The sequence below is a fragment of the Sphingopyxis sp. QXT-31 genome (genome assembly GCF_001984035.1).
In the GTDB taxonomy this organism is placed as follows: domain Bacteria; phylum Pseudomonadota; class Alphaproteobacteria; order Sphingomonadales; family Sphingomonadaceae; genus Sphingopyxis.
This window is the reverse complement of record NZ_CP019449.1, coordinates 2,675,616-2,701,663: the sequence shown is the minus strand read 5'-3', so window position 1 is coordinate 2,701,663 and position 26,048 is coordinate 2,675,616. Positions and strand designations below refer to the sequence as shown.

Below are 26,048 nucleotides of genomic sequence, written 5' to 3'. Positions count from 1 at the left end.
AGCGCCCCGCCGCCGCCCCTATTTTATCGCCGCCAGCACATAGAGGAATTCGGCGAAGCCCATCGTCGCGTCGACCAGCCCCGCGACCTTGGGATTGGTCGAATCGATCAGGAAATATTCGTCGGGGGCGTGCGCGCCCGAGCCGTGGCCGATGCCGAAATGCGCCGCGGGGATCGACACGGGCGCCGCGGTGAAGGTCGATCCCGGCCAACTGCCCGCCATGCGCGGGTTGAGGCTCGTCGCGACGCCGAGCTTCTTGTAGGTCGCGAGTTCCGAGCGGACGAGGCGGCTGTCCTCGGCGACCTCGGTCGGGTCGTAGCCGCCCGAGACATTGACCTCGACGTCGGTGAAGCCATGCTTGTCGAGATGCGCGCGGAGCTTCTTCTCGGCCTCGGCGCGCGTCTGGTTGGGGACGAGGCGGAGGTCGAGCTTGGCGACCGCGCGGCCGGGGAGCACGGTCTTGCCGCCGGGCCCGGTATAGCCCGCGACGAGCCCCTCGATATTGACCGTCGGCTGCTGCGCGAGGCGGATCAGCGCGTCGTCATAGGCGAGGTTGTCGATCCAGTGGGTGATGCCGAGCGCCGCCTTTTGCTGTTCCTCGTCGCCCGCCTTTGCCGCGGCGCGGATGAGTTCCTTTTCGCGCGCCGTGAGCGGGCGGACATTGTCGAACCAGCCCTCGATCGCGGGCGTGTTGCCGCCGTCGGTGACCAACGTCTGCAGCGCCTGCACCAGCCGCCAGGCGGGTGAATCGACCATCGCCTTCAGGCTGGAGTGCACGTCACCCTTGGGGCCGCGGCCCCATTTCTCGCCGCTGGCGACCAGTTCGAGTTCGATGATCCCCTTCGATCCCAGGTTGACCGTGACATTGCCCGACTTGCCCTGCGAGGCGAAGGGGATGAAGATGCCCTCGCACTTCTTGAGCGCCGCGAGGATATTGGGCTTGGTCGCGATCTGGCGGAAATGCGGCGAACCGATCTCTTCCTCGCCCTCGCAGACGAGGACGATGTTCACCGGCAGCTTGGCCTTGGCGGCGCGGATCGCGTGGAGTGCGGCGAGGAAGCTCGCCTCCGGGCCCTTCTGGTTCACCGCGCCGCGGCCCATGATCGACAGGCCGAAGCCGGGCCGGTCGACCATCTTGCCCTCGAGCGGCGGCGACGACCATTCGGCGGGATCGAACTGCTTGACGTCGTACATGAAATAGATGCCGAGCGTGCGCGGCGCGCCGACGTCGATGGTGCCGAAGACGCCTGGATGACCGTCGGTGGGCACGATCTCGACATTGGTGAAGCCCGCGTCCTTCGCGAGCTCGGCCATATAGGCCGCACCCTCGGCCATGCTGCGGTTCTCGGCGGCGATCGAGGGGAGCGCGATCCAGTCGCGGATGCGTTTGAGCGAGGCGTCCTTGCCCGCCTCGGCAGCCTTGCGGATATCCGCCATCGGCCCGTTCGCGGCGAGCCCCGGCAGCGGGCGCATCAGCATCGCCCCGGCGGAAAGCATCGCGCCGCCGCGAATCAGGTCGCGGCGATTCCAGGCATTGACGTTACGGAAATCCATTCGGCGTCCCCTTGAGTTGTTCGTATGCGAAGCAGTTTGGCGCCTCGGGCGCGGAACGCAAGCCGCGCGTTGACGGCGTCGCCGCGCCCCGCCTAACGTCTTCATCGACGGAGGCGAGCGATGGATTTTACGGGCAAGAGCGTTGCGATCACCGGCGGCGCGACGGGGATCGGTTTTGCGCTGGCGAAACGGCTCGGTGCCGCGGGCGCGCGGGTGATCCTCAGCGAGCCGCGAGCGGAGAAGCTGGCCGAGGCGGTGGCGGCTTTGGAGGCACTCGGCGTCGAGGCGCTGGCCTTCGCTGCCGACGTCACCGACGCCGCGTCGGTCGAGGCGCTCGCCGATTTTGCATGGGAGCGGCACGGCCGCGCCGACGCGGTGATCGCCAATGCCGGCATCGGCGGTCCGCGCGCGTCGGTGATCGACTGCGACCCCGCCGAAGCGCGCGCCTTGTTCGAGGTCAATTTCTGGGGTGTGTGGACCGTGCTCGCCGCCTTCGGCCGCCGCTTCCAGGCCGATGGCTTGCCCGCGGGCCTCTATGCGACCGCGTCGGAGAATGCTTTCTTCAACGCGCTGCGCGTCAATGGCGGCGCCTATGTGGCGAGCAAGCATGCGGTGCTCGGCCTGATGGACATGCTGCGGGGCGAGGTCGCACCCGCGATCGACGTCGGCGTGATCATCCCCGGCTGGGTCAAGTCCGACATGACGCGCCACGTCGAACCCGCGATGGACGCCGACGCCTTTGCAGACCGGATCGTGCCGCAGATGGAGGCGGGCGAATTCTATCTCGTCAGCCACCCCTATAATGTCGTGCGCATGGAGGAGCGCTGGGGCGAGGCCTATGCGGCCTACGCGAAATATGCGCCGCGCACGCCGGGCGACGAAGCGTGGGACGTGCAGAAGGTGATCGAATCGCAGGTGGCGATCAAACGGCGCGATTAGCATAGGCCACCGTCATCCCGGCGAAGGCCGGGATCTCGCCGGTGCATCCACAGCATAGGCTGGGATCCCGGCCTTCGCCGGGATGACGGTGGTTCAGATCGTCTCGCCCGCCGCCATCGGTGCGGCGTCGCTCACCCATTCCCAGCAGCATCGGCTCTGCGGTTTGAGCTTGAGCGCCGCGTTCATTGCCTCGACGGAGCCCGCGGGTAGTGCGCTGATCCATGCGCCCTGATCGGTCCACAGCCAGGCGAAGCGGCGGCCGGAGTTCGCGGCGTCGAGCCGCGTGGCGAGCGCGTGGTGGATATGCGTCGAGAGATATTTGACGTTGCCGGCATAGGCGAGGGTCACCGCCTCGCCGTTGACGGTCATCGCGATTGTAACCGGAATCCGGCGCGCGACCTCGGCGCCATGCTCGATGCGGATGTCGCTGACGGCGAGGCCGCCGCCCGCGAGGCGGACGAGGTCGGCGATCTGCGCCGCCTCATCCTGTTCGGCCTTGCTGTCGTGCATCGCCAGATTGGCCGTCCACGCTGCGGGATCGGCGTCGGGGTGGTAGTAGGAAACCTCTTCGAGGATGGAGAGGATCGTGTCGGGCTTGACGCTCTCGTCCATGTCGGCGACCCCGGCGTAGAGCAGCGCGGGGTCGGGGGTTTCGGGCGCGAAGACGCCATGCTCGGCCATGACGCGGACGACGCGGCGCACATCGGCTTGGCGCGATGGCGAAAGTTCGGGGAGCGGGCCTTTATGGTGGATGGGGGCGCTTGAGGGTGGCCCGCGTTTCGGGCGCCGTGCGAGGTTCCAGAGATCGGCGACGAGCGCAGGGATGCCCCACAGCGACCACAGCCCATACGCTGCGAAAGCGCCCATGATCGCCGAGAAGAAGAGTTTCGCGCCCGTCCCGGTGTCGGCTGAGAAGGGGACGAAGAAGAAAAAGCAGAGCGCCGTGACGATGCCGGTGGCGAGAAAGAACATCCGCTGTTTCGGCAACATGGCACCCCTCCCGTTATCCCGGCGAAGAGTGTCCAGAGGCACGCGACTCTGAACACGATCTAGCCGTTCCAGTCTTAGGATGGGTTAGGCCAGAAGGCTATCGAACAGGTCGTTCCAATCGGGATTGGCTTCGGTGATCAGTCGCCGCTTCCAGTTCCGATGCCATTCCTTCAGCGCCTTTTCGCGTGCGATGGCTTCGGGCATCGTGGCGTGGAACTCGGCGTAAACGAGCTTGCGGATATTATAGCGTCGGCAATGCGTGGCGCCCTTGCCCGCGCGATGCTGCATCATACGCGCCGCAATGTCGCTGGTGACGCCGACGTAAAAGAGGTGATTACTGCGGTTGGTCAGGATGTAGACGCAGGGCTGGCGCATGCGCCGATCGATACACATCGTTCCCATCATCGTCATCCCGGCGAAGGCCGGGATCTCGCCGTATCGGATGTGATTGGCCGCGAGGGTGAGACCCCGGCCTGCGCCGGGGTGACGGACTGTTTTGAGCGTCGTTTTCGGTTTCGTTGTGAGCGGCGTTTCAGCCATTCGGCCTCGTCGCCTTCTGCAGGTTCCAAATCCAGCCAATCGGTGTCCATTGAGCGATCCCTGATTCGTTGCGGGATCGTCTCAATAGCAACATAGGTGGCTCCTGCTCCAAATGGTCGCGTTGTAAGTCGCGGGTTTACAACGCAAGCCAATACACGACCAATGTCGTCATCCCGGCGAAGGCCGGGATCTCGTCTTATCGGAGGTGTTTGCGGGCGGGAGGCGAGACCCCGGCCTTCGCCGGGGTGACGGTTAAGGACGCGCTCACGCCTTCTCCAGCAACCCTTCGTCCTTGATGCGCTTCTGCCACAGCATCGGCGCGTTGACGTGGACGTTCTGGCCTTCGCTGTCGACCGCGACGGTGACCGGGAAGTCCTGCACCTCGAACTCGTAGATCGCCTCCATGCCGAGGTCGGCGAAGCCGACGACCTTGCTGCCCTTGATCGCGCGCGCGACGAGATACGCTGCGCCGCCGACCGCCATGAGGTAGGCGCTTTTGTGTTTCGCGATCGCCTGCGTCGCGGCGGGGCCGCGTTCGGCCTTGCCGACACAGGCGAGCAGGCCCTGCTCGAGCATCATGTCCATGAACTTGTCCATGCGCGTCGCGGTGGTGGGGCCCGCGGGGCCGACGATTTCCTCGCCGACCGGATCGACCGGGCCGACATAATAGATGACGCGGCCCTTAAACTCGACCGGCAGCTTCTCGCCCTTGGCGAGCATGTCGGCGATGCGCTTGTGCGCGGCGTCGCGGCCGGTGAGCATCTTGCCGTTGAGGAGCAGGCGATCGCCCTGTTTCCAGCTCGCGACGACTTCGGGGGTCAGATTGTCGAGATCGACGCGGATCGCCGCCTGATCGGGTTTCCAGTCGATCTGCGGATAATCGGCGAGCACCGGCTTTTCGAGATAGGCGGGGCCGCTGCCGTCGAGCGTGACATGGGCGTGGCGGGTCGCGGCGCAGTTCGGGATCATCGCGACGGGCTTCGACGCGGCGTGGGTCGGCCAGTCGGCGATCTTGACGTCGAGCACGGTCGCGAGGCCGCCGAGCCCCTGCGCGCCGATGCCGAGCGCATTGACCTTTTCATACAGCTCGATGCGCAGTTCCTCGGTTGGCGACGAAGGCCCGCGCGCGAGCAGCTCGGTCATGTCGATCGGGTCCATCAGCGACTGCTTCGCGAGCAGCATCGCCTTCTCCGCGGTGCCGCCGATGCCGATCCCGAGCATGCCGGGCGGGCACCAGCCGGCGCCCATCTGCGGCACCATTTCGAGCACCCAGTCGACGATCGAGTCCGACGGGTTCATCATCTTGAACTTCGACTTGTTCTCGCTGCCGCCGCCCTTCGCGGCGACGTCGATCACGACCTTGGTGCCGGGGACCATCTCGACGTTGAGCACCGAGGGCGTGTTGTCCTTGGTGTTGACGCGGCTGAACGCGGGATCGGCGAGGATCGAGGCGCGGAGCTTGTTGTCGGGGTGGAGGTACGCCCGGCGCACGCCTTCGTCGACGACCTGCTGCAGGCTGCGGGGTGAGTCGAGGCGGCAGTCCATGCCCCATTTGATGAACACGGTGACGATGCCGGTGTCCTGGCAGATCGGGCGATGCCCCTCGGCGCACATGCGGCTGTTCGACAGGATCTGCGCCATCGCGTCCTTCGCGGCGGGCGACACCTCGCGCTCATAGGCCGCGGCGAGCGCGCGGATATAATCCATCGGGTGGAAATAGCTGATGTACTGGAGTGCGTCGGCGATGGTTTCGACCAGGTCGTCTTCGCGGATGATCACTGTGTTCATGGGTGCAGCCCCCTTTGCCCTGTTTCAGGATTCGCCCGAGTCCCTAGACCCGCACGCGACCGACGGAAAGGGGTTAGAGGTCGCTCTTGCGACGCCCGAAGCTGCGCGGCGCGGTGCCTGGCGGCGGCGGCGGTTCCTCGGGTCCGCCGCGATCGGTCGCGCGGCGCTGCGGCGCCTCGGGTTCGAAATCGACCAGCGGCGCCTTTTTGAAGAGCGCATAGCCGCTGCCGATCGCCGCGGTGCCGAGCAGCCCGATCCATCCCGCGCCGATCGCCGCGGTCAGCGTCCAGCCGAAAGCGGGCGGCGAGACGAGCGCCATCGGGACGGTGAGCAGGGGGACGAGGACGAGCGTGCCCGCGAGCTGCCAGCGCCGCGACATCTGGGTCAGCGCGGCGCCGATCGCGGCATTGGCGAGCGCGAGCAACAGGAACTTCGCCGCGACGTGCCAGGGCAAGCTGGCCATCGACGGCGAATATTCGCCGACGGTGTAGGCCGCCTGGATGTCGAAGAGCAACCAATTCTCATAGGCGTCGCACAGCGCCGCCGCGACCGGCAGCAGCGCCGCCGCGAGTAACCAACGCAGGCGAAGCTCGCGCCACAGCGCGATCAGCCCGCTGGTCACGAAGGACGCATAGAGCAGCATGAACAGATAATCCTGCTCGTTCCCCGCGCGCATCGCCGCGAGCCGCGCGATCTGGCCGGGGTCGCTTTCGGGGCCGAACACCGCGAGCAGATCGGCCTGGCTCCGCGCGAATTCGAAGGCGATGACAGGGGCGCCATAGCCCGGGGCGTGGGCGTAACCGGCCTGCGGAAAGACCTGCGCCAGCGACAGGCTGAACAGCAGGGTGCCGATGCCGAGGGCGAACGTGGCGTACCACCAGCCGGTCGGCGCGGGCGCTCGCAGGCGCTGGGCCTCGACCCAGCGCTGGAGCCCCCCGCTCATGCGCCGCGCCCGCCAAGGATCAAATTATTGGCACTCGGCGCATTTGCCGCGCACTTCGATCACCGGCCGCTCGGCAGCGAAGCCCGTCGCGTCGGCGGCGGCGCGCACGCCGTCGGAGAGCTTGTCGTTGTCGATATGCACGGCGCTGCCGCAATTGTCGCAGATCAGGAAGATGCAGTCGTGCAGGCAGCCCGGGTGGCTGTTCGCGACGAAGGCGTTGGCGCTTTCGACGCGGCGGACGAGGTTGTTCGCCACGAACAAGTCGAGGATGCGATAGACGCTGTTCGGCGCGACGCGCTTGCCGCGGTTCTTCGACACGATGTCGGCGATTTCATAGGCGCTCGCGGGCTTGCCGATCTTGGCGACCGCGTCGAAAATCTGCGCGCGCATGTCGGTCCAAGCTTCGCCCGCGCTCTCGAGCGCGGTCTGCGCCGCGTCGGCGAGCGAGGCGCCGCTGGCCTCGACGTGCGGATGATCATGCTTGCCCATTGGCGTTTCCTCTGCGCGGATAATCCGGCGCTAACTAACGCGCAATGTAGGATGTTTGGGGGGCGCCCGCAAGCCGCGGGCGGGTCCGTTCCGGCCCCGCGCCTATGATGCCGTCAGTTCCGCGCGCGGCGGTTGAGGTCGTGGCCCAGCGCGACGACTGCGACGCCGATCATCGTCGCGAGCACTTCGCTGCCGTCGTGCGGCCGCGACAGCGCGCCCGCCATCATGCCCAGCCCGAAGCTGCCGACCGCGAAAGGCATGATATAGCCGTGGCTGAGCACGCCCGAGACGAGCGTCACCAGCGCGAAGCCGATTGCGATGACCAGCCCGATCTCGTGGAACAGGTGATTGTCGAGGAACACCCCGCCTACCGAGGCGAGCGAAGCGAAGAACACCGTCGTCGCGAGACAATGGACGAGGCACAGCCCCGACAGCCCCATCGCCAGCTGGTCGCCCGACAGCGAGGTCAGCGGCCGCGAATCGCGCGCAGCCCGAACCAGCGCGCCGAGGCGCGTCAGGGCAGGGGCAGGGCTGGCGACTTGGGTCACCCGATTCTCCGTTGGTGCAATTGCGATCCCGGATATGGCATAACATGACAAAGGTTACAATGTCTCATTGGCAGATTCTTTCGGGGTGGGCTGTCCGGTTTCGGGCGTTAGTTGCCGTTCGCAGGGTTATGCTCTCTCCCCTTGAGGGGAGAGATACGCAGGCTTGGCAGCCTGCTGCCTAGCCGGAGTTGAGAGGGGTTTCCGACCGCCAGAGGCGTCCAAGCACCCCTCTCCAAGCTTCGCTAGCTCCTGACGGAGCAAGCTGCGCTATCCTCTCCCCTCAAGGGGAGAGGGCTAACGGCAGCTTTCCACCCCAAAACCGCGTCGTCCAGGCCTACGCCCCCTCCTCGGCCCGCAGCGCCTTGCGGTCGAGCTTGCCGATCATCGTCTTCGGGAGGTTCAGTCTTACCTCAACTGCGCTCACCCGTTCGTGCTTGCCGAGCTGGGGGTTGAGCCAGGCGGCGAGCGCTTCGCCCGAGATGGTGAACCCCTCCTCCAGCGTCGCGAACGCCTTCGGCACCTCGCCGCGATAGGCGTCGGGGACGCCGAGGACGATTGCTTCCTTGACCGCGGGATGTTCGTAGAGATGCGCCTCGATCACGCTCGGATAGACCTTGAAGCCGCCGACCGCGATCATGTCCTTGAGGCGATCGACGATGCGGACGTAGCCGTCCGCGTCGATGACCGCGACGTCGCCGGTGCGCAGCCAGCCGTCGTCGGTAAAGCTGTCCTTGTCCGCATCCGCCCGGTTCCAGTAGCCGCGCATGATCTGCGGTCCTTTTACGACCAGCTCGCCTGGTTCGCCCGCGGGGGCGTCGCGCATCGGGTCTTCCTTATCGACGAGGCGGATGTGCGTCGCGGGCAGCGGCTGGCCGATCGTGCCCGCCTTGACGGGGCCGTCATAAGGATTGGTCGAGACCACGCCCGCGCTTTCGGTAAGGCCATAGCCCTCGACCAGCGCGGCGCCGGTTGCGGCGGTGAATTTCTCGCGCAGCTCGGCGGGCATCGGCGCACCGCCCGAGATGCAGACGCGCAGCGAAGAGAAATCGGTCTTGCCGAGCTCCGGGTGGTCGAGCAGCGCCTGATACATCGTGGGCACGCCGGGGAGCGCGGTGGCTTTCGTTCGCGAGATCGCCTCCAGCGCCTGCTTGGCGTCGAAGCGCGGCAGCATCGCGATCATGCCGCCGTTGAGCACGGTGCGGTTGAGCACGCAGGTGTTGGCGAAGACGTGAAAGAAGGGAAGCACGCCGAGGATACGGTCCTCGGCGTCATGGTCGGGGTCGATGCTGTTGACCTGCCGCGCGTTGGCGGTGAGATTCTGGTGCGTCAGCATCGCGCCCTTGGGTGTGCCGGTGGTGCCGCCGGTATACTGGATCAGCGCGATATCGGTTTCGGGATCGATGGCGGCGGGTTCATATTTGCCGTCGTTGTCGACGAGCGCAGAGAAGCGCGTGACGCGGCTGTCGTCGGGCAGCGCCGACACCTCCTTGCGGCGGAGCATGCGGTAGAGGAGGGACTTGGCGCCGGGGAGGCCGCCCGCGACCGAGCCGACGACGAGCTGCTTGAGGCTCGACCCGTCGAGGACCTCGAGCGCGGTCGGCAGCAACGCGGTGGCGCTCATCGTGAACAGGATGTCGGTGCCCGAATCCTCGACCTGCGCCTCGAGCTCGGCCGCGGTATAGAGCGGCGAGAAATTGACCACCGTCGCCCCCGCGGCGAGCGCGCCATAATAGGCCGCGACATAATGCGGGACGTTGGGCAGGAACAGCCCGACGCGCGTGCCCTTGCCGATGCCGCGTTGCTGCAGGCCCTTCGCGACGCGAGCGACGCCGCGCGCGACCTCGTTGTACCCGAAATGGCGACCCATGAAGTCGAGCATCGGCGCGTCGCCTTTTCGCGCGACGCTGGCGGCGAGCATGGCGGGAAGCGACAGCGGCGCGAAATCCTGATCCCAAGCGGTCGGATGGTTGTAATTCGTCGACCAGTCATAGGGGCTTGTCATCGCGGCGCGTCATCCTTCTGCGAGAGGAGCGGGTGGGGGTGTCGGTCATACCTAGGCACGACGCGCGCGCATCGCAATCGGGGGGTGCCGCGCTTGCAGCGATGCGGCGTCGCGGCTAGGCAGGGGCGAATGCAGGGAGGAACGGCCATGGGTGCGATACGGCGGAGACTTTGGGCCGCGGCAGCGGGGGTGGCCGTGACGGCGGCATGGGCCCCGGCGGCGCTGGCGAAGGACAAGGAACCGCCCGCAACCCCGGCGCAGGTCCAGAAGGTTTACGACTGCCGCGCGATCGCCGATGCGGCGGCGCGGCTCGCCTGCTTCGATGCTGAGGTCGCGGCGCTCGCGCAGGCGCAGGCGGCGAACGACGTCACCATCTTCGACCGCGCGTCGGCGCAAAAGGCGCGGCGCGGACTGTTCGGCTTCACGCTGCGCGACCTGCCCTTTTTCGGCGGCGGCGACGATGACGAGGAAAAGATCACCCGCTTCGAAACGACGATCAAATGGGCGCGCCGCGAAGGCTATAACAAGATGCGCTTCGAGATCGAGGATGGCGCCGTGTGGATTCAGACCGACCAGACCGACCTGCCGCGCGACCCCAAGCCGGGCGAGAAGGTGGTGATCTATCCGGGCGCGGTCGGCAGCTATTTCGCCGAGATCGGCAGCCTGAAGCGCATCCGCGTCCGCCGCGAGCGCTGACGCCGCCGCCGGGTCGCGGAACGCAGCAATCGACGATGACAGAGCATCGGATCAGCCTGCCGGGTAGCGGGGCCCCGCCCTTCGTGCTGCTCGACGACGCGCGTGCCGCGGGCGCGGTGCCGGCGCGGCTGCTGCGCGATCCGGTCGAGATTCTGCGCGCCGACAGCGCCGCCGAGGTGCCGGCGCTGCTCGACGCGCTCGAGGCGGCGGGGCGGCGCGGGCTGCATGCGGCGGGCTATCTTGCTTATGAGGGCGGCAAGGGGCTGGCCCCGGCGTGGCGCGGGGCGTCGCCGGCGGGCGAGGGCGAGGCGCCGCTCGGCTGGTTCGGATTGTTCGCGGATGTCGAGCGGATCGATGCCGATGCGGTGCCGGACCTGCTCCCCGATCCCGCGAGCTCCTGGATCGGCGCGGTCGAGCCGGGGATCGCGCGCGGCGATTACGAGGCCGCGGTCGAAGCGGTGCTCGGCTATATCCGCGACGGCGACATCTATCAGGCGAACCTGACCTTTCGTGCGGCGGTGCCCGTGCTCGGCAATCCGCTCGCGGTCTACGCCCGGCTGCGGCGGACGGCGCGGGCGGGTTATGGCGGCTTTATCTGGACGGGGTGCCAAGCGATCGCATCGCTGTCGCCCGAGCTCTTCTTCGCGCTGCGCGGGCGAGAGGCGATCGCGCGGCCGATGAAGGGGACCGCCGCCCGGCTGGCCGATGCCGAAGCCGATGTTGCGGCGGCGCGGCAACTGGCGACCGATCCCAAGCAGCGCGCCGAAAATCTGATGATCGTCGACCTGATCCGCAACGACCTGTCGCGCGTCGCCGAACCGGGGTCGGTGGCGGTGCCCGACCTGTTTCGCGTGGAGAGCTTTCCGACGATCCATCAACTGGTGTCCGACGTGACCGCGACCCTGCCCGCGGACAGGGGCGCGGTCGACGTGCTGCGCGCGGCCTTTCCCTGCGGGTCGATCACCGGGGCGCCCAAGGTGCGCGCGATGGAGATCATCGACGAGCTCGAGGTCGGCCCGCGCGGGCTCTACACCGGGTCGATCGGCTTCATCGAGCCGGATGGCGACGCGGCGTTCAATGTCGCGATCCGCACGCTCCTCTTTCCGCCGCTAACCGGCTTGCAGGAAAAGCCGATTCGCGCCAGGCTGGGATTGGGATCGGGAATCGTCGCCGACAGTCTGCCATCGGAGGAATGGCAGGAATGTCTGGCCAAGGGGGAATTTGTGGGGGCAGCGCGCGAGAGTTTCGATCTGATCGAGACGATGCATTTCGACCCCATCGACGGGGTCCAGCGGCTCGAGGGGCACCTCGCGCGGATGAAGGCGAGCGCGGCGGCGCTGGGCTTCGCCTTCGACCGGCACGGCGCGCGCAACAGCCTGCAGTCGGCGACCTTTCGTCTGCGCAGCGCGGCGCGGGTGCGGATGCGGCTCGCACCCTCGGGCGCGCTCGCGGTCGAGGTGTCGCCGCTGCCGCGCCTCGCCGAACTGCCCGTGCCCGTCGCGGTGCGCCCCGCGCCGATGGGCGCCGACGACTTTCGCCTGACGCACAAGACCAGCCTGCGCGCGCTCTATGACGAGGCGCGCTCCGAGGCCGGCACCGCCGAGGTCGTCTTCGTCGACGAACCGGGCTTCGTCACCGAGGGGAGCTGGAGCAATATCTTCGTCGAGCGCGAGGGCGTGTTGCTCACCCCGCCGCTGTCGCTCGGCCTGCTGCCCGGGGTGCTGCGCGCCGAGCTGATCGAAAAGGGCCGCGCGGTCGAATCGCACCTCCGCCTCGCCGACCTGGCGGGCGGTTTCTTCATCGGCAATTCGCTGCGCGGGCTGGTGCCGGCGCGACTGGCGGACGCGTTTCAGCCTGCATAGGTAAATTATCCCTACGTCGCCTTGCGCATTGCGGACAGAGGCTCTAGGCGCGGCCCCGCGCAATTTTCTGCCGCTTTGCACAGTCCAGGGGGACTTCCGCCATGTCGACCTTCCCGCCCCATGTCTCGGCCGCGCTCGGCCGCATCCAGCCCTCGGCGACGCTCGCGATGACCGCGCGCGTGACCAAGCTGAAAGCGGACGGAATCGACGTCATCGGCCTGTCGGCGGGCGAGCCCGATTTCGACACCCCCGATTTCGTCAAGGAAGCCGCGATCGAGGCGATCCGGAACGGCCAGACCAAATATACGCTCGTCGACGGCACCGTCGCGCTGAAGGAAGCGATCCGCGGCAAGTTTCGCCGCGACAACGGGCTCGACTTCGGGCTCGACCAGATTTCGGTCAACGTCGGCGGCAAGCACACCCTGTTCAACGCCCTGGTCGCCAGCGTCGACCCGGGCGACGAGGTGATCATCCCTGCGCCCTATTGGGTGAGCTATCCCGACATCGTCGCCTTCTGCGGCGGCACCCCGGTAATCGTCGAGGGCACCGCCGCGCAGAATTACAAGATCACTCCCGGACAGCTCGACAAGGCGATCACCAAAAAGACGCGCTGGGTGATGTTCAACTCGCCGTCGAACCCGTCGGGCGCCGCCTATTCGGGCGAGGAACTCGACGCGCTCGGCGAAGTGATCCGGCGCCATCCGCACGTCATGGTGATGACCGACGATATGTACGAGCATGTCTGGTACGCCGATTTCGCCTTCACGACCTTTGCGCAGCGCTGCCCCGATCTGATCGACCGCATCCTGACGGTGAACGGCTGTTCGAAGGCCTATGCGATGACTGGCTGGCGTATCGGTTACGCCGGCGGCCCGGCGTGGCTGATCAAGGCGATGGGCAAATTGCAGTCGCAGTCGACCTCGAACCCCTGTTCGATCGCGCAGGCGGCCGCCGCGGCGGCGCTCGGTGGGCCGCAGCAGTTCCTCGACGACCGCAACGCCGCGTTCAAGAAGCGCCGCGACATGGTCGTCGCGATGCTCAACGACGCGCCGGGCCTCAGCTGCCCAGTCCCCGACGGCGCCTTCTACGTCTATCCCGACGCCAGCGGCTGCATGGGCAAGACGACCCCCGACGGCAAGTTGATCGACAGCGACGAGGCGCTGATCGACTATTTCCTCGACTCGGCGCGCGTCGCCGCGGTGCACGGCGGGGCGTTCGGCCTGTCGCCGGCGTTCCGCGTCTCCTATGCGACGTCGGAGGCGGTGCTCAAGGAAGCGTGTGTGCGGATTCAGCAGGCCTGCGCGGCGCTGACGTAAGCATCTCCCCTCCCGCAGGCGGGAGGGGAGTATCAGGTTGATCAGTCCCCGGACTGATCAAGGATGTGCCGGGGGCACATCCGACCTGATGCTGGGTGGGCCAGCAACGTTGCGGCCTGCCCACCCCGCTGCGACTAACGAGCAAGCTCGTAAGTCTCGCTGCCCCTCCCGCTTGCGGGAGGGGTTTAAAAGCTGAACGCCGCACAACAGGCCGGTTCACCGTAAAGTAAGGCCTGCTGCCTAAAAGTGATCGCCATCACTGACGCATGGTTCGGGGCGCGCCATAGAGTCGGGGTAACCAAAGCGGCCTTGGCCGCGAAACGACTAGAGATGACAGGAACAACCCATGCTCTCCATGCTTCGCTCCGACTGGTTTCCGACCATGCTCGCCGGCTTCGCGATCGGCGCCGTCTTTGTCATGACGCAGCAACCCGCGCTCGCGATGGCGCTGTGACCCCGGCGCGGCGGTCGCTGGGCGCGGCGCTCGCCGCGATACTGGTCGCGCAATGCGCGCCGCCCGCCGCGAGCGCCGAAAGCGTCGTCAAGCTGCCCGCCGCCGCGGTCGACCCCGCGGTCCCCGGCAAGAAGGCGACCGCCGTCCTCGCAGGCGGCTGTTTCTGGGGCGTCGAGGGCGTCTTCGCGAATGTGAAGGGCGTGATCTCGGTCGAATCGGGTTATCATGGCGGCAGCAAAGCGACCGCAAAATATGAGCTCACCCACGACGGCACGTCGGGACATGCCGAGGCGGTGCGCATCGTCTACGACCCCAGCCAGGTCAGTTACGGCACCTTGCTCCGCGTGCTGTTCTCGGTGGTCGCCGACCCGACGCTCAAGGAACGCCAGGGCCCCGACCGCGGCCCGCAATATCGCGCCGCGATCGTCCCGCTCGACGCCACGCAGCGCAAGGTCGCGACCGCCTATCTGGCGCAGATCGGCAAGGGCAAATATTTCGCCAAGCCGATCGTCGTACCGATCGAAAGCTATAAGGCCTTTTACCGCGCCGAGCCGTTGCACCAGGACTTCATGCGCAAGAATCCCAAAAACGGCTACATCCTGACCTGGGACGCGCCGAAGCTCGCAGCGCTCAAGCGGCTCTTCCCCCAACTCGTCCGGGCCAAGCCGGCGCCCTGATCCCCCCAACGGTTCCGCCGCTCATCGCGCGCATGGAATCGTTCGTCGCAAAGCACTGGTCGCCGCATCCCGCGTGCGGGACGTTCTCCATCGGCCAAAAGGGCCGGGGGACGAATGGAAAGTCGCAGTCGCGGGGTTGGAATGAGAGTGAAGGTTTCGGGCAGGCACCTGCTCGCCATTGGAGCGAGCGCCATCGTGCTCGCCGGATGCGTCAGCAGCGCGGCGATCGTGCCCGCGTCGCGCGAGCAGCAGGCACAGCCGGTTCGCACCGGTTCGGGCGCGGTCACCGTGCCGATCGGCCCGCCGGTGCGCAGTTCGACCCCCGCGCCGCAGCTGCCCGCCGACCCCGGTTTCCGCCGTGCTCCCGCCGGGCTCGACGATCGGCTGTTCGAGATATGGAAGGCTTTTCCCGGAAAGACCGGCATCGCGGTGCAGCGCATCGACGGCGAATGGACGCTGACCCAGCGCGGGAACGAACTCTTCCCGCAGCAGAGCGTGTCGAAGCTGTGGGTCACGCTCGCGGTGCTCGACGCGGTCGACAACGGCCGGCTGCGGCTCGACCAGAATGTGCGCATCGGGCCCGAGGATCTGACCCTGTTCCACCAGCCGATCGCCGCGCGCGTTCAGTCACAGGGGTCGGTGACGATGACGGTGCGCGAGCTGATCGAGACCGCGATCACCCAGAGCGACAATACCGCGAACGACAGCCTGCTGCGCACCGTCGGCGGCCCCGACGCGGTGCGGCGCTTCATCGACAAGAAGGATCTGGGCGCCATTCGCTTCGGCCCCGGCGAGCGGTTGCTCCAGGCGGGCGCGGCGGGGCTCAAATGGCAGCAGAGCTATTCGGTCGGCCGCAGTTTCCAGGCGGCGCGCGCCGCGCTGCCCGAGGCGACGCGTAAGGCGGCGATGGACGCCTATCGCGCCGACCCGCCCGACGGCGCGAGCCCCGCGGCGATCGCCAATGCGCTGACCAAGCTGGCGCGCGGCAACTTGTTGTCGCCCGAATCGACCCAATATCTGCTCGGCGTGATGACGCGCACCAAGAGCGGGCCGCAGCGGCTGAAGGCCGGGCTGCCCGCCGGCTGGACCTTCCTGCACAAGACGGGTACGGGGCAGGATTATCGGGGCATGACCGTCGGGTACAACGACATCGGCATCGCCACCGCGCCCGACGGCACGCGCTATGCGATCGTCGTGCTGATGGGCGAGGCGAGTTCGCCGGTGCCCGCGCGCATGGCGACGATGCAGTCGGTGTCGCGCGCGGTCGCCGAATTTCATGGAAGATAATGCGATGAAAAAACTGGCGCTGATGCCGATGCTTGCCGCGCTGACGCTCGCGGGCTGCGCGACGCCCGAGACGCGGCTGCGCAACGGCCTCAACGACGCCGGCCTGTCGGCGCCGATGTCGGCGTGCATGGCCGAACGCATGGTCGACCGGCTGTCGCTGCTCCAGCTGCGCCGCCTGTCGGCGCTCGGCAGCCTCAAGGAACGGCGCCTCGCCGACCTGTCGCTCGACCAGTTCCTCCACAAGGTCCGCGCGCTGAAAGATGCCGAGATATTGGCGGTGACGACCAGCTCGGCGGCGGTCTGCGCTTTTCGCTAGGGTAGAAAATCTGTCGCTGCGCTCGGGGCGCCTAGGGGTAGCCACGCCGCCTGACTTGTGCTTAGGCGGCGCCGATCATCTCCCCTTCCAGAGTCGAAAGGCCCGGCAGACCCCATGAACATCCACGAATATCAGGCGAAAGAACTGCTCGCGAAATTTGGCGTTGCGATCCCCAAGGGCATCGCTGCGATGAGCGTCGAGGAAGCCGTCGCCGCCGCGAAGCAGCTCCCCGGGCCGCTCTATGTCGTGAAGTCGCAGATCCACGCGGGTGGCCGCGGCAAGGGCAAGTTCAAGGAACTCGGCCCCGATGCCAAGGGCGGCGTCCGCCTCGCCAAGACGATCGAAGAGGTCGAAGCGCACGCCAAGGACATGCTGGGCAACACGCTGGTGACGATCCAGACCGGCGAAGCCGGCAAGCAGGTCAATCGCCTGTACATCACCGACGGCGCCGACATTAAGCAGGAATTCTACCTCGCCCTGCTCGTCGACCGCGCCACCAGCCGCATCGCAGTGGTCGCATCGACCGAGGGCGGCATGGACATCGAAACCGTCGCGCACGACACGCCGGAAAAGATCCACACGATCACCATCGACCCCGCGACCGGCATCCAGCCGCACCATGGCCGCAGCGTCGCCGCGGCGCTGGGCCTGTCGGGCGATCTCGCCAAGCAGGCGGCCAGGGTCCTCGGCGGCCTCTATGACGCGTTCCTCGCGACCGATGCCGAGCAGATCGAGATCAACCCGCTCGCGGTGTGCGAAGGCGCCAACGGCGACGAACTGTTGGTGCTCGACGCCAAGGTGGCGTTCGACGGCAATGCGATGTTCCGCCACAAGGACCTCGCCGACCTGCGCGACCTGACCGAGGAAGACCCGGCCGAGGTCGAGGCGTCGGAATATGACCTCGCCTATATCAAGCTCGACGGTAACATCGGCTGCATGGTCAATGGTGCCGGGCTTGCGATGTCGACGATGGACATCATCAAGCTCAACGGCGAATTCCCGGCCAACTTCCTCGACGTCGGCGGTGGCGCCAGCAAGGAAAAGGTCACCGCGGCGTTCAAGATCATCCTGAAGGACCCCGCGGTGAAGGGCATCCTCGTCAACATCTTCGGCGGCATCATGAAGTGCGACATCATCGCCGAGGGCATCGTCGCGGCGGCGAAGGAAGTGAATCTGGGCGTGCCTTTGGTCGTCCGCCTCGAGGGCACCAACGTCCAGCAGGGCAAGGATATCCTGGCCAACAGCGGCCTTCCGATCGTCGCGGCCAACGATCTGGGCGACGCGGCACAGAAGATCGTCGCCGAGGTTCGCAAGGTCGCGTGATAGGTTTACCCCTCTCCCCTTGTGGGAGAGGGTTGCGAAGACTTGGCGGCTTGCCGCTTAGTCGAAGCTCGGTGAGGGGTTGCGAGCCAAAGGCTCGCGCGGAGCCAAAGCTCCGCTCACCCTCATCCAAGTCCGCCTAATCGCCTGCGGCGATAAGGCTCCCTATCCTTCTCCCCTCGAGGGAGAAGGGGTTTGGGGACTGCTGGTTGACGTTTACGTAAACGCCAATTATGGCGCAGTGCACAATTTTTCGAGAGGAGCTGAAAGAGCCATGAAAATCCTCGTCCCCGTGAAGCGGGTGCTCGATTACAACGTCAAGCCGCGGGTCAAGTCCGACGGTACGGGCGTCGATCTCGCCAATGTGAAGATGTCGATGAACCCGTTCGACGAGATCGGGGTCGAAGAAGCGATCCGCCTCAAGGAAAAGGGCGTCGCGACCGAGATCGTTGCCGTCAGCGTCGGTCCGGCCAAGGCGCAGGAAACGCTGCGCACCGCGCTCGCGATGGGCGCCGACCGTGCGATCCTGGTGCAGACCGACGATGCGGTCGAGCCGCTCGCGATCGCCAAGATCCTGAAAGCGATTGCCGACGCCGAGCAGCCCGGCCTGGTCATCCTCGGCAAGCAGGCGATCGACGACGACAACAACCAGACCGGCCAGATGCTCGCTGCGCTCACCGGATGGGCGCAGGGCACCTTCGCCAGCGCGGTCGCTGTCGACGGCGACAGCGTCAACGTCACCCGCGAAGTCGACGGCGGCCTCGAGACCGTGAAGCTCAAGCTTCCCGCGATCGTCACCACCGACCTTCGCCTGAACGAGCCGCGCTATGCCTCGCTGCCGAACATCATGAAGGCGAAGTCGAAGCCGCTCGATACCAAGACCCCCGCCGATTACGGCGTCGACACCGCGCCGCGCGTCAAGGTCGTCAAGGTGTCGGAACCGCCGGTCCGCTCGGCCGGCGTCAAGGTCGCCGATGTCGATGAACTGGTTGCCAAGCTGAAAGCGCTGGGAGTGCACTCATGAAAACTCTGGTTTGGGTCGAACATGACGGCAGCGCCGTCAAGGACGCCACGCTCGCGGTGGTCACCGCCGCGTCGAAGCTTGGCGAAGTCCATCTGCTCGTCGCCGGCGAAGGCGTCGATGCGGTTGCCAAGGAAGCCGCGCAGATCGCGGGCGTCGGCAAGGTCCATGTCGCGGACAACGCCGCTTTCGGTCACAATTTGCCCGAGAATGTCGCGCCGCTGATCGCCGACCTGATGGGCAGCCACGACGCGTTCCTCGCGCCCGCGACGACCACCGGCAAGAATATCGCGCCGCGCGTCGCCGCGCTGCTCGACGTCATGCAGATTTCGGAAATCCTGTCGGTCGAGGGCGAGAAGAGCTTCACGCGCCCGATCTATGCCGGCAACGCGATCGCGACCGTCGAGTCGAGCGATGCCAAGCTGGTCCTCACCGTGCGCGGCACCGCGTTCGACAAGGCCGCGACCTCGGGCGGCTCGGGCACGATCGAAGCGGTCACAGCGGGCGGCGATGCCGGCACGTCGAGCTTCGTCGGCGCCGAAATCGCCAAGCAGGATCGCCCCGAACTCACCTCGGCCAAGATCATCGTGTCGGGCGGCCGTGCGCTGGGTTCGAGCGAGAAGTACGAAGAAGTCATCGTCCCGCTCGCCGACAAGCTCGGCGCCGCGCTCGGTGCCAGCCGCGCCGCGGTCGATGCGGGCTATGTCCCCAACGACTATCAGGTCGGCCAGACCGGCAAGATCGTCGCGCCGCAGGTCTATTTCGCAATCGGCATCTCGGGCGCGATCCAGCATCTCGCCGGCATGAAGGATTCGAAGACCATCGTCGCGATCAACAAGGACGAAGACGCGCCGATCTTCCAGGTTGCCGACTTCGGCCTCGTTGCCGATCTGTTCAGCGCCGTTCCGGAGCTGACCGGCAAGATCTGATCGTGACCGGCGATCATCCCGGCGTGCCCGGTATCGAGGGTAGCTCCTTCAGTGCCGGGGGGCGCCGCGCGACGCGCGGCGAGCCCGAAGATAATAACGCAGCGGCCGGGGGCGACGCCCACGGCCGCTCGTTGATTCTGGCGAGCGTCGCGCGCGACGCGCGGCTCGACACCAAATTCCTGCTGCTCGTGGTCCTGGCCACGGCGATCGCCACATTGGGCCTGCTGCAAAGTTCGGCACCGGTGGTGATCGGCGCGATGCTCGTGTCGCCGCTGCTCGGGCCGATCATGGGGATCGGCTTCGGCCTCGCGACGATCGAGAGCAATCTGATCAAGCGTTCGCTCGTCACGCTGGCGGCGGGAACGCTCGTCGCTATCGTCGTTGCGGCGCTGATCATCTGGCTGTCGCCGATCCAGGACGTCACGCCCGAAATCCGCGCGCGGACCCAGCCGACGCTCATCGACCTCGGTGTCGCGGTCGTCGGCGGCATCGCGGGCGTCTATGCGATCATGCGCAAATTGTCGGGCGTGATGGTCGGCGTGGCGATCGCCACCGCGCTGCTGCCGCCGCTGTCGACCGTCGCTTTCGGCATCGTCACCGGGCGCCCCGATTTCGCGATGGGCGGCGGGCTGCTCTTCCTGACCAACACGCTCGCGATCGCCTTTTCGGTGACGATCGTCGCGCGGCTCAACAAATTCGGGCCGTCGCTCACCCCGCAGCACACCGTGATGCAGGTCGTCGGGATCGTCGCGACGCTGGGCATATTGTCGATCCCGCTCGCTCTCTCCTTCAACAATATCGTCCGCGAAATCCGCGCCCGCACGGCGGTGCAGTCCGAACTCGACCGGCTGCTCGCGCGCGGCGACCGCGTCGACAGCCTGACCGTCCGCATGGAGGGCGACGCGATCACGGTCGACGGCGTCGTGCTCGTCGACCGCTTCGCCTCGGGGCTCAACGACACGCTCGCGGCACGGATGCGTGCGCGGCTCGACCGCGAGGTCAGCATCAACCTGGCGCAACTGCGCAAGCAGAGCAACGCCGCCGCGCAGGTCGAGGAGCAATTGAGCAGCCGCATCGCGACGCTCGAGACGCGCGATGCCGACAGTGCGTCGATCCTGACCGCGCTGACCGTCGGCGGACTGGTGCCGCGCGACCGGGTGCTCATCGACGCGCAGGCGCGTCGCGTCGTCGTCCAGCGCGACCGCGAGGCCGAGGGCGAACAGGTCGCTGCGGCGGTCGACCGGGTGATGGCGAGTGCGCAGGCCGCGCATCCGCAGTGGCTTATCCAGAACGGCGCGTTGAGCGATGCGGCGGCCGAGGACACGGCGGCGCCCTAGGCTTCGCAAAGCTATTCAGCCGCGGCCTGCATTGACGCGCGCGCTGCGCTGCGCTCTCTTCGCGAAAGAGCCGCGGCACGCGGCCAACGGGAGACTGACCATGCGCGCTTCGCTGATCGCCCTTTGCCTGCTGGCGGCTACGCCCGCCGCTTTCGCCGCGCCCGTCTCCGCGCAGACGGCGCAGACCGAAGCCGTCACCATCGACAACGCACGCATCGACGCCGCGCTCCAGCAGATGATCGCCAGCGACCGGGCGGCAGGCGTGTCGGCCTTGGTGTGGAAGGACGGGCGCGAGGTCTATTTCGGCAGCGCCGGTTTCGCCGACCGCGCCGCCAACCGCCCGATGGCGCGCGATACGATCGCGCAAATCTATTCGATGACCAAGCCGGTGACCGGGGTCGCGCTGATGCAATTGTGGGAAGCGGGCAAGGTCCGCCTCGACGATCCGCTGGCGAACTATCTGCCCGAATATGCGAGCATGCGCGTCTATGCGGGCAAGGATGCGGCGGGGCAGCCGCGCTATGTCGCCGCCGAACGCCCGATCACGGTGCGCGACATCATGCGTCACACCGCGGGCTTCGCTTATGGCGCCGGGCCGACCCCGGCGCACGATGCCTATGTCGCCGCGGCGCCGCTCGCGCTCGACATCGACCTCGCCGAAGCGAGCCGCCGACTTGCGACCGTGCCCTTGCTCTACCAGCCGGGGAAGCAATGGGAATATAGCATCGCGGTCGATGTTCAGGCGGCGCTGGTCGAGAAACTCTCGGGTCAGCCCTTCGCCGACTATGTTCGCGCGCACATCTTCGAACCGCTGAAGATGCGCGAAACCGCTTGGCGCCAGCCCGATACGCGGCTGCCGCGTTTTGCCGCCATGTATGAGAAGCGCGAGGGCAGGATGGTCCAGCAGGATGCCGTCGCCTCGCGCGTCCTGAACTTTCAGGATCACAAACTCACGCCGGGCGGCTTCGGCCTCGCCTCGACGCTCGACGATTATCAGCGCTTCGCGCGCATGCTGCTGAACGGCGGCGAACTGGAGGGCGCGCGCATCCTCAAATCCTCGACGGTGAAGCTGATGGCGAGCGACCAGCTCGATCCCGCCGTCAAGGAGCGTTCGTGGCTCCCCAGCAAAGGTCATGTCGGTTTCGGTTTCGACTTTGCAGTGCGCAAGGGGCAACCGCTGACCGCCGAGGAAAGCCGCGGCGCGACGGGCGAATTTTTCTGGGACGGCATGGCCTCGACCTTGTTCTGGGTCGATCCCGCGAACGAGCTGACCGCGGTCCTCTTCGTCCAGACGCTGCCCTACGACGGCACGCTCCACCGCGACTTCCGCGCGGCGGTATATGGGCCGGGCTATAAGGGGCCGCCGGGCGACTGATAAGGCTCCTCCCCACGCGAAGCGATGGGGAGGTGGCAGCGCGAAGCGCTGCCGGAGGGGTAATGGCGCAAACGTTGCTGACCCCTCCACCACTCGCTTCGCGAGCGGTCCCCCTCCCCAACGCTTCGCGATGGGGAGGATCTGGGCGGCGTCATTTTTCTGTCATCGACTTGGGCTTGAGCGGCTCATCACGCCTCGGTTAATCATCGATGGCGACGAGGAGATTCGGCCATGCCCCAAACCGACAAACGCGCGCTGCTGGCCGAAGGGCTGGCCGCCGGCGACGACGCCGCCGCGCTGCTTGAGCGGCTCGTCGGCGCAGGCGTATCGGCGGCATCGGCGAAATATGAGATCGATCGCTTGGGCAAGGACCCGATGGCGGCGATGCTGCGGCGGCAGGCGGCGCTTATGGCCAAGCAGAACTGGCTGTTCGCCAACCAGCGGCGGCTCGCCTTCGAGGCCGACGGCGGCTTCGCGCTCGATACGCTGGACAGGCCCGACCCCGATTTCTTCTATCGGCACCATTATGAGGCGGGGCGTCCCGCGAAGCTGACCGGGTTGATCGATCATTGGCCCGCGCTCGCCAACTGGTCGCTCGACCATTTCGCGAGCGTCGCGGGCGATGCCGTCGTCGAGGCGCAGGTCGAGCGCGAGCGCAGCGCCGATTACGAAATCGCCAAGGACGACCATCGCCGGCTCGTTCGGTTCGGCGAGCTGGTTGACTGGCTCCGCAAGGACGAGGCGAGCAACGACATCTATCTCACGGCTTACAACAGCGGCACAAACGCTACGGCGCTGGCGCCCCTGTGGGACGATATGGCGCCGATCACTTTGCTCGACCAGCGCCCGCGCGACGGCTTTTTCTGGCTCGGGCCCAAGGGCACGCTGACTCCCTGGCACCACGACCTCACCAACAATCTGCTGGTGCAGGTGATGGGCCGCAAGCGCGTGCGTTTGGCGCCGCCCTGGGCCCTCGCGCGGATGAAGAACAGCCGCCACTGCTTCTCCGACTGGGGCAATGAAGCTTTGCCCGCGGGCGAGGGTGATGCACAAATGCCACCGGTGCTGGAAACAGTCATCGGCCCCGGCGAGGGCGTCTTCCTGCCCGTCGGCTGGTGGCACCAGGTCGAGGCGCTCGACCTGTCGGCGAGCATGAGCTTCACCAGCTTTCGCAGGCCCAACATTCATGTAGAGGATTATGCCTCTTATGGAGAAATCGCCTGATGTCCCTCGTCCTCATCACCCGCGACGATGCCGTCGCCACCGTCACCCTCAATCGACCCGAAGCGATGAACGCGCTGTCGAAAGCGCTGCGCGCCGACCTCGCCGCCGCGATGCGGGAGGTCGCGGCGGACGCCAGCATTCGCGCGATCATATTGACCGGGGCGGGGGAGCGGGCGTTCACGGCGGGGCTCGACCTCAAGGAGCTCGGCGCCGACACCAGCAACCTCGGCGCCGCCAACGCAACGAGCGCCGACGAAAATCCGGTGCGCGCGATCGAGCTCTGCCCGCAGCCGGTGATCGGCGCGATCAACGGCGTCGCGATCACCGGCGGGTTCGAGGTCGCGCTGGCGTGCGACATCCTTATCGCCTCGACCAATGCGCGCTTCGCCGACACCCATGCGCGCGTCGGCGTGATGCCCGGCTGGGGGCTGTCGCAGAAATTGTCGCGGCTGATCGGCATCAGCCGCGCCAAGGAATTGTCGCTGACCGGCAATTTCCTCGATGCCGAGACCGCCTGCGCCTGGGGCCTCGTGGGCCGCGTCGTCGCGCCCGAGGAGTTGCTCCCCGCGGCACAGGCGCTGGCGCGCGATATCGCGAGCGCCGATCCCGCCATGGTGTGTGCCTATAAGGCGCTGATCGACGACGGCTATGCCTTACCCTTCGGCGCGGCGATGGCGCTGGAGCAGGAACGCTCCTCGGCCGCGAACCGCAGCGTGAGCGCCGACGAGGTCGAGGCGCGGCGCCTCGCGGGTGATGGAACGCGGGCGGGAACAATAGCGATTGCGACGGTACAAACCCGTTTATACGGTGGTGTCCATGAAAAGCCTTGGTATGTCCGTCGTTGCTGTGCTCGCGCTCGCCATCGCCGCACCCGCCCGTGCGCAATTGGCGGACCCGGAAGAACCGGCGTTCCTCGAACCCCTCGACAAATGGCAGGTGGATTTCGCCGAAACCAGCTGCCGGCTGTTCCGCCGCTTTGGCGACAAGGCTCGGCCTGTTTTCCTGCGGATCGAACGCGAAATAGCCCCGGGCAGCTATAGCTGGTCGGTGGTGGGATCGGAGATTCCCGCTTATTCTTCCCGCGCGAAAATCACCATCGTGCCGGCTTCGGGCGCCCCCGTCTGGGAATTCGACGCGCAGCCTTATGTAAAGCCAGGCGCGACCGAGGCGATGATCCAGTGGCTGGACCGTGATGGCGCAATGGCGCGAAATTTTGCCGACAACCAGCAGCTCGTCATTCGCGGGCCCCGGAAACTCGACCTTCCGCTCCATCTGGCCAACGTTAAAGCCGCGCTCAAGGCGCTCGATGCCTGCCAGACCGATTTGATGGAGAGCTGGGGCCTGTCGGCCGCTTTGGTGGCGAAGATTGCGAAGCCGCCCGAAGCGACGGGCAATCCGGGGCGCTGGGCGACGAACGATGATTACCCGTCGGATGACCGGCAGAAGAGGAATGAAGGCACGACCACCTTCCTGCTCAACATATCGGCCGAGGGCAAAATTACGGCTTGCCGGACGACAAAAAGCAGCGGCTTCGAAAGCCTCGACAAGCAAACCTGTCAGCTGCTGTTGCAACGCGCAACCTTCCGTCCGGCCGAGGATGCGGCGGGAAAGCCGGTGGAAAGCTATTTTATTCTAACCGCGTGCGGTGGCAGCTTCCCATCTAGACGCCCGAAGGCTCAGCGCCAAGCCGGTGAGAACGCTGCATTATCGATATTCTAATCTCCGTCGCTTATCCGGACCGCAGCGGGGGCGATCCATGGCGTTCATGAGCGACTATCAGCAGCGGCAGATCCGCGACGGCGAGATCCGGCGGTTCGAGCGTTGGTTCGTCGAGACCGCGATGGGCCCCGCCTATCGCGGGCGCGACGGGCGGCTGCGCGGGGTAAAGGCCGAGGAGGTCGCGCGCTGGCGCAGCGACCTGGAGGTCCATATCGATGCGATGATCGCGGGCCTGCCGGTGCATGCGATGTGGGCGATCGGCGGGCTGCTCGCGGTGGTGTTCCTCGGCGGCTGGCTGCTCGATACGCTGGCGATCGCGCCGCGGCTGCATGCGCCGGCGATCGGGCTCGCGGTCTTCCTGGTCGAGGCGGGGACGGTCGGGATCGAGGCGTGGGATTATGTCGGCGGCTGGCGCGACCGCCGCGACGCGATCGAGTCCACGGTCGCGCCGCGCGCGCCGCTGCCGGTCGACCCGCGCCATATCGGCAGCGGGCACAATTGGTTTCAGATCGTGCTCTATGGCGTCGTCGCGTCGCTGATCCTGATCGCGGTCTTCGGCCATGTCGGCGGCGAAACGATGATCGAGCGCATCCAGTGGGGCTGGTTCCTCGCCGCGGTGCCGCTCGCCTGGGGGCTGCACTTCGCCGCCAAATGGCACGACCGGCGCGCCAAGGATCGCTTGCGGCGCTGAAAGCGATTGGACCTTGCGGCGGGACGCAATC

At 66.8% G+C, this 26,048-nt stretch carries 24 protein-coding genes; 16 read left to right on the top strand and 8 right to left on the bottom strand.

Annotated elements, in window-relative coordinates:
- Positions 1-18: 18 nt before the first annotated feature.
- Complete coding sequence (locus BWQ93_RS12975; RefSeq protein ID WP_077030913.1) at positions 19-1,554, bottom strand: M20/M25/M40 family metallo-hydrolase; 1,536 nt, start codon at positions 1,552-1,554, stop codon at positions 19-21.
- Positions 1,555-1,674: 120 nt separating this feature from the next.
- Here BWQ93_RS12975 and BWQ93_RS12970 point away from each other — a divergent pair, with 120 nt between their 5' ends.
- Positions 1,675-2,493 carry an SDR family NAD(P)-dependent oxidoreductase gene (locus tag BWQ93_RS12970; protein WP_077030912.1) on the top strand — a complete coding sequence of 273 codons (819 nt, stop codon included), beginning with the start codon at positions 1,675-1,677 and terminating at the stop codon, positions 2,491-2,493.
- A gap of 93 nt (positions 2,494-2,586) precedes the next feature.
- Here the strand turns inward: BWQ93_RS12970 and BWQ93_RS12965 are convergent, their stop codons facing one another.
- The 7 genes from BWQ93_RS12965 to BWQ93_RS12935 all read right to left on the bottom strand — a co-directional run bounded on the left by BWQ93_RS12965 (position 2,587) and on the right by BWQ93_RS12935 (position 9,793).
- Entirely contained in the window at positions 2,587-3,483 is an 897-nt protein-coding gene (locus tag BWQ93_RS12965) for a hypothetical protein (RefSeq protein ID WP_156878231.1), read from the bottom strand.
- Between the two features lie 84 nt (positions 3,484-3,567).
- The gene (locus BWQ93_RS21465) at positions 3,568-4,023 is read right to left on the bottom strand and encodes a GIY-YIG nuclease family protein (RefSeq protein WP_335693578.1); all 456 of its coding nucleotides are present in this window, start codon (positions 4,021-4,023) and stop codon (positions 3,568-3,570) included.
- 264 nt (positions 4,024-4,287) lie between these two features.
- Positions 4,288-5,811 carry a fumarate hydratase gene (locus BWQ93_RS12955; protein ID WP_077030910.1) on the bottom strand — a complete coding sequence of 508 codons (1,524 nt, stop codon included), beginning with the start codon at positions 5,809-5,811 and terminating at the stop codon, positions 4,288-4,290.
- Between the two features lie 73 nt (positions 5,812-5,884).
- Positions 5,885-6,754 (bottom strand): hypothetical protein, encoded by an 870-nt coding sequence (locus BWQ93_RS12950; RefSeq protein ID WP_077030909.1) that lies wholly within the window; start codon positions 6,752-6,754, stop codon positions 5,885-5,887.
- Between the two features lie 24 nt (positions 6,755-6,778).
- Positions 6,779-7,243, bottom strand: a complete 465-nt coding sequence (locus tag BWQ93_RS12945; RefSeq protein ID WP_077030908.1) for a Fur family transcriptional regulator — start codon at positions 7,241-7,243, stop codon at positions 6,779-6,781.
- A gap of 113 nt (positions 7,244-7,356) precedes the next feature.
- The gene (locus tag BWQ93_RS12940) at positions 7,357-7,791 is read right to left on the bottom strand and encodes a MerC domain-containing protein (RefSeq protein WP_198040386.1); all 435 of its coding nucleotides are present in this window, start codon (positions 7,789-7,791) and stop codon (positions 7,357-7,359) included.
- A gap of 334 nt (positions 7,792-8,125) precedes the next feature.
- On the bottom strand, positions 8,126-9,793 hold the full coding sequence (locus BWQ93_RS12935) for an AMP-binding protein (RefSeq protein ID WP_077030907.1): 1,668 nt from the start codon (positions 9,791-9,793) through the stop codon (positions 8,126-8,128).
- A gap of 195 nt (positions 9,794-9,988) precedes the next feature.
- Here BWQ93_RS12935 and BWQ93_RS12930 point away from each other — a divergent pair, with 195 nt between their 5' ends.
- The 15 genes from BWQ93_RS12930 to BWQ93_RS12860 all read left to right on the top strand — a co-directional run bounded on the left by BWQ93_RS12930 (position 9,989) and on the right by BWQ93_RS12860 (position 26,017).
- Entirely contained in the window at positions 9,989-10,489 is a 501-nt protein-coding gene (locus tag BWQ93_RS12930) for a hypothetical protein (protein ID WP_156878230.1), read from the top strand.
- Positions 10,490-10,524: 35 nt separating this feature from the next.
- On the top strand, positions 10,525-12,351 hold the full coding sequence (pabB, locus tag BWQ93_RS12925) for an aminodeoxychorismate synthase component I (RefSeq protein WP_198040385.1): 1,827 nt from the start codon (positions 10,525-10,527) through the stop codon (positions 12,349-12,351).
- 101 nt (positions 12,352-12,452) lie between these two features.
- The gene (locus BWQ93_RS12920) at positions 12,453-13,667 is read left to right on the top strand and encodes a pyridoxal phosphate-dependent aminotransferase (RefSeq protein WP_077030905.1); all 1,215 of its coding nucleotides are present in this window, start codon (positions 12,453-12,455) and stop codon (positions 13,665-13,667) included.
- 450 nt (positions 13,668-14,117) lie between these two features.
- Positions 14,118-14,798, top strand: coding sequence for a peptide-methionine (S)-S-oxide reductase MsrA (gene msrA / locus BWQ93_RS12915; RefSeq protein ID WP_077030904.1), 681 nt, complete (start codon positions 14,118-14,120; stop codon positions 14,796-14,798).
- Between the two features lie 141 nt (positions 14,799-14,939).
- Positions 14,940-16,085, top strand: coding sequence for a class A beta-lactamase (bla, locus tag BWQ93_RS12910; RefSeq protein WP_077030903.1), 1,146 nt, complete (start codon positions 14,940-14,942; stop codon positions 16,083-16,085).
- 4 nt (positions 16,086-16,089) lie between these two features.
- On the top strand, positions 16,090-16,401 hold the full coding sequence (locus BWQ93_RS12905; RefSeq protein WP_077032393.1) for a hypothetical protein: 312 nt from the start codon (positions 16,090-16,092) through the stop codon (positions 16,399-16,401).
- A gap of 114 nt (positions 16,402-16,515) precedes the next feature.
- Complete coding sequence (gene sucC, locus BWQ93_RS12900) at positions 16,516-17,724, top strand: ADP-forming succinate--CoA ligase subunit beta (RefSeq protein WP_077030902.1); 1,209 nt, start codon at positions 16,516-16,518, stop codon at positions 17,722-17,724.
- A 271-nt stretch (positions 17,725-17,995) separates the two neighbouring features.
- The gene (locus tag BWQ93_RS12895; RefSeq protein WP_077030901.1) at positions 17,996-18,745 is read left to right on the top strand and encodes an electron transfer flavoprotein subunit beta/FixA family protein; all 750 of its coding nucleotides are present in this window, start codon (positions 17,996-17,998) and stop codon (positions 18,743-18,745) included.
- Entirely contained in the window at positions 18,742-19,671 is a 930-nt protein-coding gene (locus tag BWQ93_RS12890; protein WP_077030900.1) for an electron transfer flavoprotein subunit alpha/FixB family protein, read from the top strand. Before BWQ93_RS12895 ends, BWQ93_RS12890 begins: the two co-directional genes overlap by 4 nt.
- A 2-nt stretch (positions 19,672-19,673) precedes the next feature.
- Positions 19,674-21,008, top strand: coding sequence for a DUF389 domain-containing protein (locus BWQ93_RS12885; protein ID WP_077030899.1), 1,335 nt, complete (start codon positions 19,674-19,676; stop codon positions 21,006-21,008).
- 100 nt (positions 21,009-21,108) lie between these two features.
- Positions 21,109-22,383, top strand: coding sequence for a serine hydrolase domain-containing protein (locus BWQ93_RS12880; RefSeq protein WP_077032392.1), 1,275 nt, complete (start codon positions 21,109-21,111; stop codon positions 22,381-22,383).
- A gap of 231 nt (positions 22,384-22,614) precedes the next feature.
- Positions 22,615-23,607, top strand: a complete 993-nt coding sequence (locus BWQ93_RS12875) for a cupin-like domain-containing protein (RefSeq protein WP_077030898.1) — start codon at positions 22,615-22,617, stop codon at positions 23,605-23,607.
- On the top strand, positions 23,607-24,647 hold the full coding sequence (locus tag BWQ93_RS12870) for an enoyl-CoA hydratase (RefSeq protein ID WP_335693573.1): 1,041 nt from the start codon (positions 23,607-23,609) through the stop codon (positions 24,645-24,647). The genes BWQ93_RS12875 and BWQ93_RS12870 overlap by 1 nt, the downstream gene beginning before the upstream one ends.
- Positions 24,544-25,326, top strand: a complete 783-nt coding sequence (locus BWQ93_RS12865) for a TonB family protein (protein ID WP_232314816.1) — start codon at positions 24,544-24,546, stop codon at positions 25,324-25,326. The genes BWQ93_RS12870 and BWQ93_RS12865 overlap by 104 nt, the downstream gene beginning before the upstream one ends.
- A 37-nt stretch (positions 25,327-25,363) precedes the next feature.
- Complete coding sequence (locus BWQ93_RS12860) at positions 25,364-26,017, top strand: hypothetical protein (protein ID WP_077030896.1); 654 nt, start codon at positions 25,364-25,366, stop codon at positions 26,015-26,017.
- Positions 26,018-26,048 lie beyond the last annotated feature (31 nt).

Coding starts and splice junctions, on each gene's coding strand:
- BWQ93_RS21465 (WP_335693578.1), bottom strand. CDS start 4,023: ATGGCTGAAACGCCGCTCACAACGAAACCGAAAACGACGCTCAAAACA.
- BWQ93_RS12880 (WP_077032392.1), top strand. CDS start 21,109: ATGCGCGCTTCGCTGATCGCCCTTTGCCTGCTGGCGGCTACGCCCGCC.
- BWQ93_RS12905 (WP_077032393.1), top strand. CDS start 16,090: ATGAAAAAACTGGCGCTGATGCCGATGCTTGCCGCGCTGACGCTCGCG.
- bla (WP_077030903.1), top strand. CDS start 14,940: ATGAGAGTGAAGGTTTCGGGCAGGCACCTGCTCGCCATTGGAGCGAGC.
- pabB (WP_198040385.1), top strand. CDS start 10,525: ATGACAGAGCATCGGATCAGCCTGCCGGGTAGCGGGGCCCCGCCCTTC.
- BWQ93_RS12890 (WP_077030900.1), top strand. CDS start 18,742: ATGAAAACTCTGGTTTGGGTCGAACATGACGGCAGCGCCGTCAAGGAC.
- BWQ93_RS12895 (WP_077030901.1), top strand. CDS start 17,996: ATGAAAATCCTCGTCCCCGTGAAGCGGGTGCTCGATTACAACGTCAAG.
- BWQ93_RS12975 (WP_077030913.1), bottom strand. CDS start 1,554: ATGGATTTCCGTAACGTCAATGCCTGGAATCGCCGCGACCTGATTCGC.
- BWQ93_RS12935 (WP_077030907.1), bottom strand. CDS start 9,793: ATGACAAGCCCCTATGACTGGTCGACGAATTACAACCATCCGACCGCT.
- BWQ93_RS12945 (WP_077030908.1), bottom strand. CDS start 7,243: ATGGGCAAGCATGATCATCCGCACGTCGAGGCCAGCGGCGCCTCGCTC.
- BWQ93_RS12970 (WP_077030912.1), top strand. CDS start 1,675: ATGGATTTTACGGGCAAGAGCGTTGCGATCACCGGCGGCGCGACGGGG.
- BWQ93_RS12965 (WP_156878231.1), bottom strand. CDS start 3,483: ATGTTGCCGAAACAGCGGATGTTCTTTCTCGCCACCGGCATCGTCACG.
- BWQ93_RS12955 (WP_077030910.1), bottom strand. CDS start 5,811: ATGAACACAGTGATCATCCGCGAAGACGACCTGGTCGAAACCATCGCC.
- BWQ93_RS12870 (WP_335693573.1), top strand. CDS start 23,607: ATGTCCCTCGTCCTCATCACCCGCGACGATGCCGTCGCCACCGTCACC.
- BWQ93_RS12875 (WP_077030898.1), top strand. CDS start 22,615: ATGCCCCAAACCGACAAACGCGCGCTGCTGGCCGAAGGGCTGGCCGCC.
- sucC (WP_077030902.1), top strand. CDS start 16,516: ATGAACATCCACGAATATCAGGCGAAAGAACTGCTCGCGAAATTTGGC.
- BWQ93_RS12920 (WP_077030905.1), top strand. CDS start 12,453: ATGTCGACCTTCCCGCCCCATGTCTCGGCCGCGCTCGGCCGCATCCAG.
- BWQ93_RS12950 (WP_077030909.1), bottom strand. CDS start 6,754: ATGAGCGGGGGGCTCCAGCGCTGGGTCGAGGCCCAGCGCCTGCGAGCG.
- BWQ93_RS12860 (WP_077030896.1), top strand. CDS start 25,364: ATGGCGTTCATGAGCGACTATCAGCAGCGGCAGATCCGCGACGGCGAG.